Annotated in this window: 14 protein-coding genes; 4 read left to right on the forward strand and 10 right to left on the reverse strand. The window is 51.9% G+C overall.

Annotated elements, in window-relative coordinates:
• Positions 1 to 59 precede the first annotated feature (59 nt).
• A complete protein-coding gene (locus EHV15_RS11065; RefSeq protein ID WP_128631245.1) occupies positions 60 to 1,712 on the forward strand; it encodes a stalk domain-containing protein in 1,653 nt (550 codons plus the stop codon).
• A gap of 24 nt (positions 1,713 to 1,736) precedes the next feature.
• Here EHV15_RS11065 and EHV15_RS11070 read toward each other — a convergent pair whose 3' ends face one another.
• A complete protein-coding gene (locus tag EHV15_RS11070) occupies positions 1,737 to 2,141 on the reverse strand; it encodes a DUF5367 family protein (protein ID WP_128631246.1) in 405 nt (134 codons plus the stop codon).
• On the reverse strand, positions 2,141 to 2,713 hold the full coding sequence (locus EHV15_RS11075) for a TetR/AcrR family transcriptional regulator (protein WP_128631247.1): 573 nt from the start codon (positions 2,711 to 2,713) through the stop codon (positions 2,141 to 2,143). The genes EHV15_RS11070 and EHV15_RS11075 overlap by 1 nt, the downstream gene beginning before the upstream one ends.
• A 192-nt stretch (positions 2,714 to 2,905) precedes the next feature.
• Here EHV15_RS11075 and EHV15_RS36995 point away from each other — a divergent pair, with 192 nt between their 5' ends.
• The gene (locus EHV15_RS36995) at positions 2,906 to 3,472 is read left to right on the forward strand and encodes a hypothetical protein (RefSeq protein ID WP_218571222.1); all 567 of its coding nucleotides are present in this window, start codon (positions 2,906 to 2,908) and stop codon (positions 3,470 to 3,472) included.
• A complete protein-coding gene (locus tag EHV15_RS11080) occupies positions 3,469 to 4,497 on the forward strand; it encodes a restriction endonuclease (protein WP_218571223.1) in 1,029 nt (342 codons plus the stop codon). Before EHV15_RS36995 ends, EHV15_RS11080 begins: the two co-directional genes overlap by 4 nt.
• Positions 4,498 to 4,578: 81 nt before the next feature.
• On the opposite strand, the gene EHV15_RS11085 is transcribed toward EHV15_RS11080, so the two are convergent.
• From EHV15_RS11085 to EHV15_RS11120, 8 genes are all read right to left on the reverse strand, one after another.
• Positions 4,579 to 5,514: an AEC family transporter gene (locus EHV15_RS11085; RefSeq protein ID WP_128631248.1), complete on the reverse strand. Its 936-nt coding sequence runs from the start codon at positions 5,512 to 5,514 to the stop codon at positions 4,579 to 4,581.
• 63 nt (positions 5,515 to 5,577) lie between these two features.
• The gene (locus EHV15_RS11090) at positions 5,578 to 6,312 is read right to left on the reverse strand and encodes an amino acid ABC transporter ATP-binding protein (RefSeq protein ID WP_128635282.1); all 735 of its coding nucleotides are present in this window, start codon (positions 6,310 to 6,312) and stop codon (positions 5,578 to 5,580) included.
• Positions 6,313 to 6,359: 47 nt separating this feature from the next.
• Positions 6,360 to 7,556 (reverse strand): M20 metallopeptidase family protein, encoded by a 1,197-nt coding sequence (locus EHV15_RS11095; RefSeq protein WP_128631249.1) that lies wholly within the window; start codon positions 7,554 to 7,556, stop codon positions 6,360 to 6,362.
• Between the two features lie 22 nt (positions 7,557 to 7,578).
• The gene (locus EHV15_RS11100; RefSeq protein WP_178075821.1) at positions 7,579 to 8,274 is read right to left on the reverse strand and encodes an amino acid ABC transporter permease; all 696 of its coding nucleotides are present in this window, start codon (positions 8,272 to 8,274) and stop codon (positions 7,579 to 7,581) included.
• 31 nt (positions 8,275 to 8,305) lie between these two features.
• On the reverse strand, positions 8,306 to 9,007 hold the full coding sequence (locus tag EHV15_RS11105; RefSeq protein WP_068783145.1) for an amino acid ABC transporter permease: 702 nt from the start codon (positions 9,005 to 9,007) through the stop codon (positions 8,306 to 8,308).
• Positions 9,008 to 9,056: 49 nt separating this feature from the next.
• Positions 9,057 to 9,959: a transporter substrate-binding domain-containing protein gene (locus EHV15_RS11110; RefSeq protein WP_128631250.1), complete on the reverse strand. Its 903-nt coding sequence runs from the start codon at positions 9,957 to 9,959 to the stop codon at positions 9,057 to 9,059.
• Between the two features lie 22 nt (positions 9,960 to 9,981).
• Positions 9,982 to 10,656, reverse strand: coding sequence for a cysteine hydrolase family protein (locus EHV15_RS11115; RefSeq protein WP_068783143.1), 675 nt, complete (start codon positions 10,654 to 10,656; stop codon positions 9,982 to 9,984).
• Between the two features lie 126 nt (positions 10,657 to 10,782).
• Positions 10,783 to 12,012, reverse strand: a complete 1,230-nt coding sequence (locus EHV15_RS11120; protein WP_178075822.1) for a PucR family transcriptional regulator — start codon at positions 12,010 to 12,012, stop codon at positions 10,783 to 10,785.
• A 236-nt stretch (positions 12,013 to 12,248) separates the two neighbouring features.
• Between EHV15_RS11120 and EHV15_RS11125 the strand changes: the two genes are divergently transcribed.
• A complete protein-coding gene (locus EHV15_RS11125) occupies positions 12,249 to 14,561 on the forward strand; it encodes an FAD-dependent oxidoreductase (RefSeq protein ID WP_246061464.1) in 2,313 nt (770 codons plus the stop codon).
• The last annotated feature ends 409 nt before the right edge of the window (positions 14,562 to 14,970 follow it).

Here is a 14,970-nt window from a genome sequence, read left to right on the forward strand (position 1 = left end):
GCATTAAAGTAAATCAACAACTACAGAACGCATGGATTGAAAAAGGGAGGAAACGCAGGTTGTTTAAAAAAGTGATCGTCATCATGAGTTTACTATTGAGTTGTATGAGCGGCGGCCTGGCGGCGGAAGCGCAAACCCCGGCAGCGGAAGAGGGGGGCGTTATCCTAACGGAAACGGGCAGCGATAATACGGCGGAAGAGACCGGCGGAACAACGGGCACAGAATCGGATGGCCGCCCCGAAATGGATCTGAACGATGCCATCGTTTTAAGCATCGACAGTTCCAAGGCTTACGTCAAGGGCCAAATGACCCGGATCGATGGAACGAATTCCGGGGTTACCCCTTTTGTGGAGAAAGGGAATACATTAGTCCCTTTGCGGTTTCTGGCGGATCAACTGGGCGCGAAATTGTCGCTCAACGCGAAAACAGGAGACATCACGATTACGGCCAACGGCCAGACGGCCAAAACGCGTATCGGTGAGCAGGCGCTCTACATCAATGACCGGAAGATCGTCATGAGCGCTCCGGGCCAAGCGGTGAACGGCACGACTTATTTGCCGCTGCGGAACGTGGTCGAAGATCTTTTTCAGAAGAAGCTGTTTTTTAAAGACGGGATCATTGTGATCAGCGACGGCGAAAAAAACATTTCCGGCGATGTGCTGGCATCTTTAAAGAAAAGTTTGCAGCCCAGGGCCATCTATGCCGGCGAATTAATGATGTATTATATGTACGGCGACGGGACGGTCGAGAAAATCGACATTGACACCCGCCCTTCTTCGGAGATCCGTTCGCAGGAAATGAATCGGGTGGAATATACGGATGGACTCTTTTTTTACATACAGGATTATTTGGGGACAGTGGATAAAAATTATTTCTACCGGGCCGATCTCAACGGCAACCTGAAAACTTTCCATTTTCCCCAGAGTGAACAGTTGGGTCTCGTGATGGGCCAGGACGGGGATCTCTATTTTAATCGGCCGAACGGCGACATCGTGAAGATCAACTATGACGACGACACGGGCGCACGCCATGTGATCGGCAAGGGTAATTTAATGAAAGACAACGCCTATATCAAAAACGATGTGATTTGGTTCACCGATGCCGATGCCGATTATGCCATTTATAAGCTGCAGAACGGAAAAAAAACAAAACTGTCCAAGGCGAATTGCTTCATCCGTTATGTATACAATAATTGGATTTATTATGGCCATTACGAAAACAAACGCTGGACGTTGTACCGCATGAGTATGGACGGAAGCCATCAAAAGAAACTGTCCGGAGATGCCGATGTAAACGATTCGATCATCTTCAACAACAAAATCTATTATCTGGACAACCGCGCTAAAACGCTGCGCGAAATGAACCTCGACGGATCCGGCAAAAGGGCGGTCGCCAAGCTAAACGATCCCGGGATGCAGATCTTCGACATGGTCGGGGGAACGCTTTATTACACCGAAGAAAATCAGTTGAAGTGGACGCAATCCTTATGGAAGGTTGACATATTGACAGGCGCGAAAAAACGGCTGGCCACCGCGGACCTCGATTTTGATTCCGGCTGGCTGCGGATCAGAAACGTCAAAGCGTTGGGGAATTACGTATATTACACGTTCGCAGACGGGGTTTATGCCGTGAACAAGAACGGGGGCACTCCGAACAAGCTCGGGAGTTTGCCAAATGCCATCAGGGATGCTGTCAGCATTAAGGAACAATGAATATTTTCGGTCAAGGACACTGGCTTATGCCCAGTGTCCTTTTGCACGAATCCCCGTTATAATTATTAATCCATAGGCCCAAAGCAGCCAAGCCGCCAACAACGGCATACTGCTGTCGGTGATGCCCGGGAAGACGAAGCGGTGGAAGGGAAGCGACAGTGCGTCAAGGAGCATCCCGGGCAAAACGGTATAGACGGCGGGGCATAACCGCTCTGACGGCGAAAGGCGATGCAGGGAATACAGCGGCATCATGCACCCCCAGATCAAGGGGATGGCGGCAACGAAACAAATCGCCGTGCTGATCGGCTTTTCCTCATCCATCAACATGCCTCCCAAAAAATGAAAAACGACGGTGGCCGCGAGCCAGAGGAGAAATCCCCACAGCAGAAAAACTCCGTTCCCCGTCCTGGTTGCTGTTCCGGTTCTCATTAGCTCCCTCCTTTTGATATGAAATTAAACATGGCCTGAAGCGCATCAAATGTTTTCTCTTTAGGAAAATCCTCGTCCAGCAAAGCTTGCACGGCCAACCCGTCAATGATCGCGTTCATCAAAATGCCCCATTGGTCCATCGATATTTGCTCCACGGGGGAGCTGCTTCCCCAGTGGTCTTCAAGAATTCCGGCGAGGTGTTTGTTTTCTTCGCGGATCATCTCGCCCAACCGCCGGCGGTTGGGTTCCAGATGCAGGCTGGCCGCCAGCGAAGCGAAAAACAACCGGTGATAGGTGGAGTCGTACCCGCACCTTTCTTTGGCCGATTGCAGCGCCTCTTCCACGCTGGCATGGCTCTGCCGCAGAGACTCCCAGGAGGAATCGCACAGGCTTTGCACCAGCTCGATCATCAACTGTTCTTTCGTCCGGAAATGATAAAAGACGGTTCCCTGGCTCACCTTCGCTTGTTCGGCGACCGCCTTCAGCGTCGTTTTTTCAATTCCCTTTTGTACGACGCATTCCTGGGCGGCCCGCAAAAGCTCCTCACGGGTCACAACATTGGGTTTTGCCATAGGTTTATTTCCCTCCTTCACAGTAAGTTGTTCAAATAACTAACTCTTCGTTTTAAGTATTATCCTACATCCCGGTTTTTGGTTTGTCAATTATAGGTAATCAAAACCGTTTTGAAGACAAGGAATTTTGTATTTTGTGGAGAAATTTGTAATATTGTATCGCTTAAATTTAATAAATGGGGGTTCATTTCGGTGAAAAACAATCGTATAAAGATTGGAAATACCCAAGCACATTGGAATCAGGCAGGTACTCGCATATTGAAATACTCTGTAGAGATGTATGACAACGGTTTAAACGAGCATAAAGTTATTTCTGCACCAGAGATGGATATCCTGCGAAATAAAATTGATATCCAGATTTTAAAGTGGGAAGAAAAATGGAGTAAGCTTGAGACCAGACGTATGATGGTTGCGGAACAGGAAGCAAGTATTGAAGAAGCGGCAAGAATGACCTTAGAAGCGCAAGAGGCCATCAGCATGATTGATAATTTATTGATTCATACGCTTTCTATCGATGACGCCGTGAATTGGGATGTGTTAAAGAAGAACGAGGAATTTCCCGAAAAAATTCCGCCTAAGCCAAGCCCAAAAGCAAAAAGGGAGTACCCGGACCAGCCTAGGAAAGAGGAACCCGTTCTCACCTTCATAGAAAAAATATTCAAGGCGAAAAAAGAACAAAAAATTAGAGAGTACGAGAATAGGTATACTACTTTTTTCTTAAAGAACAAGATGAATATAATAAAAAAATTGATGAGATGAAGGAAGCGTATTTCAATCTAAATGAAGATTCCGTTGTGGAATATTGCGAAATGGTGTTGGAAAATTCGATGTATCCCGAGTCTTTTCCCAAAAGCTTTGAGTTAGAGTACAGCAGTGAAACTAAAATACTTATTGTAGAGTATCAATTACCGTCGATCGAGTGTTTTCCAACCTTAAAAGAAGTGAAATATTTAACATCCAAGAAAGAGTTAAAGGAAACCCATCTTACGGAAAATCAAGTCACAAAAATGTTTGATGAAGCAATGTATAAAATAGCTCTTAGAACAATGCATGAGCTTTTTGAGGCGGATCGAGCGAATGCTATTGAGGCTGTTTCTTTCAATGGTTGGGTTAACGCAATCAATAAAGCGACCGGCAAGGAAGAGAATAATTGCATCATAACTATTCAAGTCAAGAAGGAGCAGTTTGCAGACATTGATCTGGCAAATGTTGATCCCAGAACATGTTTTAAGAGTTTAAAGGGCATAGCCGGCAGTAAGCTAAGTGCATTAAGTCCGGTTAAGCCGATTCTACAAATTAGTAAATCCGATAAGAGGTTCGTTGATAGTTATGATGTTGCGGACCAGTTAGATGAATCAACGAATTTGGCCGCGATGGATTGGGAAGATTTTGAACATCTGATTCGTGAATTATTTGAAAAAGAATTTAAGAGCCATGGCGGGGAAGTTAAAGTAACAAGAGCCAGTAGAGATGGAGGCGTTGATGCGGTTGCTTTCGATCCGGATCCGATCAGAGGCGGCAAGATTGTAATACAGGCAAAAAGATATACGAATGTTGTTAGTGTTTCGGCGGTTCGGGATTTGTATGGGACAGTGGTTAATGAAGGGGCAACCAAAGGGATTCTCGTTTCCACCGCAGACTACGGTCCTGATTCATACGAATTTGCTAAAGATAAACCCCTGACCTTATTAAATGGATCAAATTTACTGCACCTGCTGGAGAAACATGGGCATCATGCGAGAATTGATCTTCGCGAAGCCAAGAAAATACTATCGGGAAACTAGTGGTTGTCACAAAAAAGCTAAGGCATGACCCAATCGCATCCCAAAGGATGCTCAAGGTACATGCCTAGCTATAAAGTTTAGTCATAGACCGGATCCGACCACGGCGGCGATGGCCGGAATTGTAAGCACGGATACCAATGTCGTAATAAAAATAAGCTGCGCCGCCAAATACGAATCGGCTTTGTATTGCTCCGTCAGTATCGTCAGATTGGGCGGAGTCGGCATTGCGGCGATAATAACAGGAATGGCGAGAACCAGTCCGCCGAAACCCAATATTTTAAGCAAAACAAAGAACAGCAGGGGCAGTGCCAGCAAGCGCAGGCCGGCGAACACAAATGCTTTCGGATTGGTAAACACCTTTTTCAGGCTGAATGCGGCCAGCATCATCCCTGCCACCGCCATCGCCAACGGCGTGGTCGTCGCCGACATCAAATCGATGACGCCGGAGAAAATCCCGGGGATTTTCACGGAAAACAAAAAGAGCAGGATGCCGATTAAAGTGGCGATGTTCGGCGGAGTCAACAAAATGCGCCAGCTCATCGTTTCTTTGTCGCCGTTGATTTTGGAAAAGATGAGGCCGCCAAGAATATAAAACACGATGTTAATCGGGATCGCAAAAATGGCCGAATAGAACATGCCGTCATCGCCGAACAGGGCGTAGCACACCGGCCAGCCCATGAAGCCGTAATTGGTGATGACGAAAGTGAATTCGTAAACCGTTTTGCGCCTGACATCCGTTTCGCCAAGGAGCTTTAACCCGAACCAGCGGAGCGCATATCCGAAAACGAGGAAGGCTGCGCTCATGCCGACCATGATCAGCACGTCATGCAGTTTGTCCTGTGAAAATTCTTGGTTCATCGAGCGGATCATCGTGCACGGGATGCTGACGTAAAAAAGGAAATTGCTTAAATCGCTGCGGAAGGTATCCGTTACGATTTTGTATTTGATCACGGCAAAGCCGATCAACATGATGAAAAATAAGGTAATAATCTCATTGTAGGCTGAAATTAAGCTCATAACTGGCTCCTTCTGAATATCCGATTAACGGAAACGGGCCCCGGTAATTCATACACCATCGGCTCATGAAGTGATTCTTTTTAAAAACTGTTTGGTGCGCTCTTCCCGCGGATTCGTGAGAATCTCTTCCGTTCCTCCTTCTTCGATGATATTGCCGCCGTCCATGAACACGACGCGGGAGGCGACCTCGCGAGCGAACGAAATTTCATGGGTCACGACGATCATCGTAATTCCTGTGCTCGCGACCGCCTTGATCGTCGCAAGCACTTCTCCTACGAGTTCCGGATCCAAAGCGGACGTCGGTTCATCGAACAATATTACGTCCGGGTTTAGAATCAGCGCCCGCGCGATACCGGCGCGCTGCTGCTGTCCGCCGGAAATTTGCGTCGGGTAGAAGTCCGCCTTTTCCTTGAGGCCGACCTTCTCCAGCACGTCCCGGCTCCGGGCTTCCGCTTCTTCGCGCTTCATTTTTTTTACGGTGACCAGCGCCTCCATGACGTTTTCCAGCACCGTTTTGTTTTGAAACAAATTGTAATTCTGGAACACCATCGCCGTTTTGCGGCGCAAAGTGAGCACATCCCTTTTGTGGGGATGGTGGCATTTCACGGTAAAACCGTTGACCGTAACGCTGCCCTCGTCGGCATTTTCCAGGAAGTTAATGGTGCGGAGCAGGGTAGTTTTGCCCGATCCGCTGGGACCGAGGATAACCACGACCTCTCCCTTGCCGACATTCAAGTTTACCCCCTTCAAAATATGAAGCGCGCCAAAAGATTTGTGGATGTTGCTCAACTGCACCATTGGCTCTGTCGTCATAATGGTCCTCCTCTTTCTCCAACAGGTAATCGTTATTCCCAGTCCAAAAACAGCTTTGCATATTCCAGGGTGGCTAATGTCCCTTTGATGAGACAGGATTCATCCAGGTCGTATTTTCGCGTGTAGCCGTCCGCCCCTGTGCCGAGTTTCGGATTATCGATCCCCAATAACACAAACACGCCGGAGAACTCGTCGATATAAGTCCCGAACGTGTCCGAACGCATTTGCGGCGGTAAACTGTAGTTGCTTTCGGCTTCCGGCACCACCTTGAGGATCGCTTCCCGCGCCCGCGCGGCATCCTCAGGACGGTTGACCACGGGCATGCCGCGTCCGAAATAGTCGATGCTGATCTGGCAGCGGTGAGCGGTGACGATATGCTCGACCCAGCGCCCGAACGAGCTTTGCAGATGCAAACCGACATTCCGGTCAAAAAAACGCATCGTTCCCGACATCGAGCAGGTATCAGGAATCATGTTGGACGTGCTTCCGCCTTCGATTTTGCCGAAGGACAGAACCACATTCTCGTAAGGATTGATTTCTCGCGCGATCATGCCTTGGATGTCGCCCACGATTTGCGCACAGCAATCGATCGGGTTGACCGTTTTGTCTGGACGTGAACCGTGCCCGCCTTCGCCGGTAACTGTGATCTGAAACCCGATGGCGCCGGCCAGCCGTGCGCCTGCTTCCACCGCAAAGCCGCCGGACGGCAGGGAAGACTCGAGGTATATCCCCCAGGCGCCGTCGACCTTCTCTCCCGCGAGCGCGTCCATCATCGCCTGCAGCCCGATCACCTTCTCCGCGCCTTCCTCAAAGCAGAACAAGATCCGTCCTTTGATCCGTTTCTTCCGCTGCGACAGAAGCCTGGCCGCGCCAAGCAGCATCGCCATATGCCCGTCGTGTCCGCAGAGATGGGCGACGCCTTCGCGTTCGGAAATTACGACTTTCTCCCGCAGCAGATTGAAGGAGCTTTCCTGAACGGGGATGGCGTCCATGTCGCTGCGCAGAACGAGCGTTTTGCCTGGCAGCGCGCCCGTCAGTTCGCCGATGAGGCCGGCGTGGCCGACCCGGCGAACACGAATCCCCATTTGCTCCAGCTCGCCGGCGATTTTCGCGCAGGTTTCTTTTTCTTGCCCCCCCAGCTCCGGGAAGCGGTGAAAGTGGCGGCGCAGGCCGATTAAGTATTTTTCGCATTGTTTTAGTTCATCGTCATCCCAAATATCAGGCAACATAACGCATCTCCTTTTCCGGTGATTAACGCAGTGATTTTCGGAAATGCCCCATCCGTTTCTCCATTCTGGCAAACAACTGTTCAAAGGCGATGCACATGCCCCAGTAGATCAGCGAGACGATCGCATAGATTTCCATGAACCTGTAGGAGTCGGTCGCCTCGATATTGGCCATGTTCATCATTTCGACCACGGCCACCACTGATGCGAGCGAAGACCCTTTGACTCCCCCGAGAAATAAGTTGCCCAAATTCGGTATCGCCACGACGAACGCCTGGGGGAACACAACCCGAAGATAGGCTTCGCTCGTCGTCATGCCGACGGAATAGGCCGCTTCCATCTGCCCCTTCGGCACGGATAGCAGGGCGGACCGAATCGCTTCGGTCAGATAGGCCGAACGTTCAAGACTTAGCGCAATGATCGCGAAGACGATCGGGTGTACTCCGTTCACCGAGAGCGGAAGCCCCGTCGCTTCGGCTATCGCGTCGACGAGCTTCGGAATGCCGTAATAGGCGATGAACAGATGAACCAACAGCGGCGTCCCCCGCATGACCGATAAATACAAGGTCACCCATCTTCGGATCACCGGTATTTTGTAAATCAGCACAAGCGCGCAAAACATAGCGATAATCATGCCGAAAAACATGGCGGTGACACTGAGCAGCAGTGTAATCGGCGCTGCCGACAACAACTTCCAAAATTGCTCCAGGTAAAAGTCCATTTGCATTTCACTTCCCTTTCGTCCGGGTCAGCTATACGGACAGCCCCATCTTGCGTTTGTAACGTTTCTCCAACAGGCCCGTTCCGTACTCCAGTATCATGCAGGAAATCCAGTAGACGAACGCTGCAGCGACGAATACTTCCAAGTTTTTGGCTCCGTATCCCGCCGCGCTGATCAGCTTCGCTTTGCCTAACAGTTCTACGATGCCGATGCTGAAGACCAGGGAGGAATCCTTAAAAACGATCAGCAAGCTGTTTCCGAGATTGGGAATCGCTACCGCGAGCGCCTGCGGCAAAATAATTCGGCGAAACGACTGGAACCCTGTCATTCCGACGCTTTGCGCTGCTTCATGCTGCCCCGCCGGAACGGCCAAATAAGCGGAACGCATCGTTTCGGACAGATAAGCGGCGTTGCTTAAAGTAAATGCAATAATTGCAAAAACTAATTTATCCCAACTGCTAACATTAAGCCCTAATTGCGCCAGCAGGTTCGGCAATCCGTAATAAATCAAAAACAGCTGAACGAGAGGAGGGGTTCCCCTCATAAATGAGACGTAAACCCCCGTTGCCGTTTGCAGCGACCGATGGCCCTTTAATTTCATCCAAGTCAGCAGACCGCCTAACAACAAGCCGAAAATCATGCACAGTACCAGCAGTAAAAGGGTGACGGGGAGCGCCTCGATCACTTTGGGAATAGAGCGCAGCATAAATTCAACGTCGAAAAACTTTTCCATGAAGCCCCTCCTTACCGGCGCGGATCTCTCCGGTGCGCCGCTTCAAGATTTACCCGCCAAAGGATTGGTTGGATGACGATTGGCCGCTTGTGAACGATTCGTATTCGGCAAAGTTGTCCAGCCCGTACCATTTTTTCGACAACTCGGAAAGCGTGCCGTCTTCACGCAATTCTTTCAGCGCCCCGTCGATGGCTTCCTTGATGTCCGGGCGGTCTTTGGGGAGGATCTGATACACCGGATACGCATCGATGGTGCCGCCTAAACGGGTATCCAGCTGCAGTTCCTCATTCAGCTTATTGTAAGTGCCGGCGAGAGCCAGGGTGCCGTCGATACGGCCCGATTCGACCATTTTCATCGCATCCGCCACCGGCAAGCTGTCGACCGTTTGCACGTCGATTTTTTGGCCCGGATGTTCTTCGTTAAACTTCTTCAGGTAGGTGTAAAAGCTGGACGTCGGCATTTGCGCCATCTTCTTTCCCGCCATATCTTCGAGTGTATTGAGTTCCAGGTTGTCTTTACGGGTGATGAGCTTGAGTACACCGATATCGTAGGGCTCGTCCGGGTAGAGGAATTTCTCTTCCCGCTCCGCCGTTTTGCCGAACTGCCAGTCGGCGATTTGAATCTTGCCGGATTCCAGGGCGACCAAAGTTGCCGCCAGCTCAAGCTGCTCGTATTTGAATTCAAATTGCGGCAGCTTTTCATCGATCTTTTGCAGAACTTCATGATCGTAACCGGTAAGCTCGCCGTTTTCGTCGACGTAAAATTGCGGAGGAATGACGTTTCCGATCCCGACCGTCAAGACTTCGACCTCCTGGCCGGAATCTGCCGGCGCGGGGCCGGATTCGTTGCTCGAACCGGAGGAACAGCCGGCCAAGCCGATAACGATGGCCATGCCCGCCAACCATAATGAAACGCGACTCCCTTTTTTTTCATTCGCTTTTTGTCTGGTCATTTCTCATCCCACTCCTCAAATCTCATTTTTTCCACTGATTGATTAAAGCTTCCGAATCCACCACAAGCCCAAAGTACCTGGAAATAATCTGCAAGGCCGATTGTTCCAACTCGAGATATCCTCGGCATAAATCCTGCGGAACGACGACTCGGAAATCCCGGTTTGCTCCATCGCACGCTGTGTTCAAGACGCAGCAGTCGGTCAGGGCCCCGGTCAAGACGATCGTTTCCTTTCGGAGGTTTCGCAACAGCAACTCAAGATCCGTAGAATAAAAAGCGCTTAGCCGCTTTTTGCTATCCACGGTGTAATCCTCTTCCTCCACTTGCACCGAGAAGCGCGTCCACTTGGTTCCTTCCAGTGCGTGATGGTCCGCGAACGGCAGCGGTTGATCGCGCATTTCCGATAAGATCCGCCACGCGCTTTTATATCCGCGAATGTCGTCCGAGCCGTCCTTGCGCAGCACGGAACGCACGTGGATAACGGGGATGTTCAGCGTCCGGCACACTTCGGTGAAGCGGTTGATCGGCTCGATAATTTCCCTTCCCCGCGGCGCCGGCGACGGGCACTCCGGGTCGTCGGCCAGATGGCCGTCATGCATGTCAATGGTAATTACAGCCGTTTTGGTTGGATCGAGAAAAAGATCATGAAAAATGCCGTCCTTCAACGTTTTTGGAACCCCATCAAAATAAGCCTGCATTGTTAGATTACCTCACTTATGATGTTTTATTTTATCTACTTGAATAGAAAGGTTTCCTTACATGACTAGTATATTGGACGGTGAGGCATCTAATCATCATACGGATTGCACAGAATGTTCGGGGAGTTATCGTTCACCTTGCACATTTATAAAGCGATAGAGCAATATAGAGAAGAAGAGCGATTGATATGCTGCGGTATCGTCCGGTTTTTTGCCGATCAGTTCTTCAATTTTTTTGAACCGGTACATTAGCGAATTGCGATGGATGAACAGTTCCTTGGCGGTTTGATTCAGGTTTAGCTTGCATTCGTAATAGGTCTGGAGCGTCTTCACTAGTTCGCCGTTGTTGACGTGGTCGTATTGCAGCAAAGGTCCTAATTGAGACTGGACATACTCATCCAACACGGAGATATCGGGAAATTTGTATAAAACCCGAAACATGCCCAAGTCCTCGAATTTTGTTACGATTCGGGCGTTTTCCGTGTTCACGGCGATTTGCAGCGCCTGCTCTGCTTCTTTCAGACTTTTTCTGCATTCCCATACCACTTCCGAGACGCCGCCTATTCCGGCTTTGACTTTTAGGCCGATAAACATGTTCATGATGTGCTCGCAAAAATTTTCCACTTGCTTCATTCGCATTTTTTCATCGTGGTTTTGTTTGAGTGGAATCAACAGGACCGCTTCGTTGCCGCCTTTCGGTATAGCCATGACGTTCTGGATGTATTGCGCGGCAGCGTTTAATGCGACTTGATTGAAATAGCTTTTGAATTCAGCCCGCGCATCGTCTTCCACATACCCGGAGCTTAAGGCGATGTGCTCGAAGTTGATTGCCCGGATCACGCAAACCTGATGCGCCGAGCTCAAATCATATCCGAAAAACGCCGCCTGTCTCTCGACAGCTGCGACGTTGGCGTGCGCTCCGTATAAAATTTCATAAATCATATCGTAGAGATGCCGGCGTTCATTTTGTTGCTTTACAATGACGTCGCCGATTTCCCTCATGATTTCGGTTGGTTTTATGTTCCCGGACAGCTCCAGGAGCGGAAAGTCCAATTCGTCCGCCAACTGCGCCAGTTCGGTCTTGGCCGAGCTGCTATCCGGCGGATGAAGCAGAATCAACCCGGCCAGGTTTCTGGAGGCGCAATCGGCCAGCAATTTCCGCAAACCGCCGGATTCCTCACGGCCCCCGGCGTTCATGAGAAACAGCATTTCGCCGCCGCGCGTCCACTCTAGCGAAAAATCCTCGCCGCCGATGTACGGCCATGTCACTACCCGGCTCAGTCCTTTTTTGCCTCCCAGCAGCTTCATATTTTTAAGTAACGGCAGCTGAAGCAAATCCGAAGTTTGTATGGCCATACGCATCCCCTCCTGATGTAATGAAAATTTTGCGAAAAGTATGTTTTATGTAACTTATAGTAACACATATCGTTAAAATATGTACCGTAATAACAATTTCTGAAATTTTCAGACGGGTTCATCTAAGTTTTTGAGGAAGCAAGGATTTGTGCAGTGAATCCCCAAGATATGTTGATCGTTCCTAAGGATGAACCGGATTTACAATGGAAAAAACGAGGTCCATAGGGGGAAGCACAGTGAACAAATCGAGCACGGAATCATACGACGTCGTCGTCTGCGGCGGCGGGTTGGCCGGGGTGAGCGCGGCGGTGGCGGCGGCCAGGCTTGGGGCAAGTGTCTGTATCATTCAGGACCGCCCGGTATTTGGCGGCAACAGCTCGTCGGAGGTGCGGGTCACGACGCACGGCGCGGCCCAGTTTCACGCCTATGCCAGGGAGACGGGGATCATCTCCGAGCTTCTGATCGAGGAGCGGGCCGCCAACCACGAACCGATCCGCGAAAACGGATGGACCAACAGCGTCTGGGACATGACGATCTATGACATGATGGTGTCGACGCCGAATCTTAAGTTCCACTTGAACACGTCGGTGACGGAGGTGGAGATGGATGGTCCGAAGTCGATCCGTGCGGTGAAGACTCGGGTGGCGAACGCCGAGACGGAGCTGACCATCCGGGGCCGGGTGTTTATCGATTGCACCGGCGACGGCGTCGTGGCCGATATGGCCGGCTGCGAATGGCGCCTGGGCACGGAAAGCCGCGGCGAATTCGGCGAGCTCCATGCTCCGCTTGAAGCCAGCAGTGATACGATGGGCAGCTCGATCCAGCTCAAGGCCAAGGATATGGGCCGGCCCGTTCCGTTCCGGGCCCCGGAATGGGCGGTGAAGCATGAAGACCCGGCATATTTCTATAACCAGGGGCGGCATTTTTACGACTTGATGGCGGGCTTCTGGTGGATCGAGATCGGCGTGCCGTGGCATACGATTTACGGTAATGAGGATATCCGCCATGAGCTGACCCGGCATGCGCTGGGGATATGGGACTGGATCAAAAACGGCGACCCTGAGCTGAAGCAAAGATCGGCCAATCTGGCGCTCGACTGGATCGGCCAGGTGCCGGGAAAACGGGAAAGCCGGCGGATCATGGGGCGGTATTTCATGACCGAGCACGATCTATTGAACCTGACCGTTTTCCCGGACGAGGTGGCTTACGGCGGCTGGTTCATCGATCTGCATACCGCGGGCGGGCTGCTGGCGCCGACGGCGGAGCCGGCCAGTGCGGAAGGATATGCCGAAACGACGGAATACGCAGTCAAAAGCTATTGCGGCCCCTACGGCATCCCGCTGCGGATCATGCTGGCCAAGGATGCCGGCAACCTGATGATGGCCGGCCGCAACGTCAGCGTCAGCCACGCGGCGCTCGGCACCGTGCGGGTGATGGCGACGACCGCGCTGATGGGCCAGGCGGCGGGGACAGCTGCGGCGTTGGCGCTGCAAAAAGGCATCGAGGTGGCCGACGTGCCCGACGTCTGCATCAAGGAAGTGCAGCAGCGGCTGCTGCGGGACGGCTGCTTCCTGCCGAACGTGCGCAACGAGGACCCGGCCGATTTGGCCAGAGGCGCAAAAGCGGCGGCGAGCAGCGCGGAGCTTGTGTACGGCGCGGGGCCGGAAAGCCGCGATCGGACGGGCGGATTCCGCAAGGCGGAGAAGGGATTTATGGAAGCTGCGGAGCCGCTCATGCAGCGGCGGGGGCAGTGGATCGCCGTCGGTACGGCGCAAATCCGCAGCTTGTCCGTCTGCCTCAGCAACGGTACGGATCAGCCGCAGACGGTCGAAGCCGAGCTGCTGCCGGTCCGGCATATTTGGGATTACCGTGCCGATGCTGGCACGCCGCTGGCGAAGACCAAGCTGACCGTGCCGCCAGGGCCGGGGCGCTGGATCGAATGGCCGGTCAATCTGACGGCGGCGGACGGACTCGAACCGGGCACGTATGTGCGGCTCGATCTGCTCGCGAACCCTGGCGTGGAGTGGCATATGGCGGGCACCGTGCTGCCTGGCCACGTCTCCGCGTACGAGATGGGCGGCGGGCGGATGCGCCGCTACCGCGACGGCGGCACGCTCAGCTTCCGCGTCGAACCGCCGCAGCCGGCCTACGGAGCCGCTAACGTGTTGTCCGGGGTGACCCGCCCGTACGACTACACCAACGTTTGGCGCTCGAACCCGGCGGAGCCGCTGCCGCAGTGGGCCGGCCTGGAATGGGCGGAGCCGCAGCGGATCGGCCGCGTCGAGCTTACTTTTCCCGGCCACCTGTTCCGGGAATATCACGCTTACGAGCCGTTCTACCGTGACCCGCAGTGCCCGAAAGATTACGCCATCGAGGCCTTCGCGGACGGCGAATGGCGCGAGCTGCTGCGGGTGCAGGGCAACTATCAGCGGCGGCGCACGCATGATCTTCCCGGCGGGGTCACCGCCTCCCGGCTGCGGATCGTGATCCATGCCACGAATGGCGATCCTTCGGCGGCCATCGCGGAAATCCGCTGTTATGAAAGTTGACGGAGCCAGGCTATCGGACGTTTCCTTCTAAACTAGTAGAATGCTCCGGAAATAATATGGCTTATTTGCGGATGGGGGCCATGGATCACTTTGTTCTATATTAGTCCTGCGCGCTCAGGTAGCTGCCAGCGTCCCCATAAAATAGAGGAACTTAAGGGGCTTATTTTCCGAATTTGAGCCTATTCATCACCAATAGGGGAACTTTAGGGTCTTATTTTTCGATGAACAGGTTGAAAAGCGGCCATTCACCAATAAATCGTGAAAATAACGCCATAAAATTCCTTTATTTCACGCAACATGGGGGATATCGCTGAATAGCGCCCTTTTTTTCCTTTATGTTGTCACCCGAGATCTTCAATTGACTAATTTGTTGTTTTCTCAAGTCTTCACTTGCCATCATGCTAATGTT

It is taken from the genome of Paenibacillus oralis (genome assembly GCF_003863965.1).
Taxonomy (GTDB): domain Bacteria; phylum Bacillota; class Bacilli; order Paenibacillales; family Paenibacillaceae; genus Fontibacillus; species Fontibacillus oralis.

What these genes read in the sequence shown, in the direction of transcription:
- EHV15_RS11105 (WP_068783145.1), bottom strand. Translation starts at nt 9,007, where the DNA reads ATGGAAAAGTTTTTCGACGTTGAATTTATGCTGCGCTCTATTCCCAAA.
- EHV15_RS11080 (WP_218571223.1), top strand. Translation starts at nt 3,469, where the DNA reads ATGAAGGAAGCGTATTTCAATCTAAATGAAGATTCCGTTGTGGAATAT.
- EHV15_RS11100 (WP_178075821.1), bottom strand. Translation starts at nt 8,274, where the DNA reads ATGGACTTTTACCTGGAGCAATTTTGGAAGTTGTTGTCGGCAGCGCCG.
- EHV15_RS11085 (WP_128631248.1), bottom strand. Translation starts at nt 5,514, where the DNA reads ATGAGCTTAATTTCAGCCTACAATGAGATTATTACCTTATTTTTCATC.
- EHV15_RS11070 (WP_128631246.1), bottom strand. Translation starts at nt 2,141, where the DNA reads ATGAGAACCGGAACAGCAACCAGGACGGGGAACGGAGTTTTTCTGCTG.
- EHV15_RS11095 (WP_128631249.1), bottom strand. Translation starts at nt 7,556, where the DNA reads ATGTTGCCTGATATTTGGGATGACGATGAACTAAAACAATGCGAAAAA.
- EHV15_RS11090 (WP_128635282.1), bottom strand. Translation starts at nt 6,312, where the DNA reads ATGGTGCAGTTGAGCAACATCCACAAATCTTTTGGCGCGCTTCATATT.
- EHV15_RS11120 (WP_178075822.1), bottom strand. Translation starts at nt 12,012, where the DNA reads ATGGCCATACAAACTTCGGATTTGCTTCAGCTGCCGTTACTTAAAAAT.
- EHV15_RS11110 (WP_128631250.1), bottom strand. Translation starts at nt 9,959, where the DNA reads ATGACCAGACAAAAAGCGAATGAAAAAAAAGGGAGTCGCGTTTCATTA.
- EHV15_RS11115 (WP_068783143.1), bottom strand. Translation starts at nt 10,656, where the DNA reads ATGCAGGCTTATTTTGATGGGGTTCCAAAAACGTTGAAGGACGGCATT.
- EHV15_RS11075 (WP_128631247.1), bottom strand. Translation starts at nt 2,713, where the DNA reads ATGGCAAAACCCAATGTTGTGACCCGTGAGGAGCTTTTGCGGGCCGCC.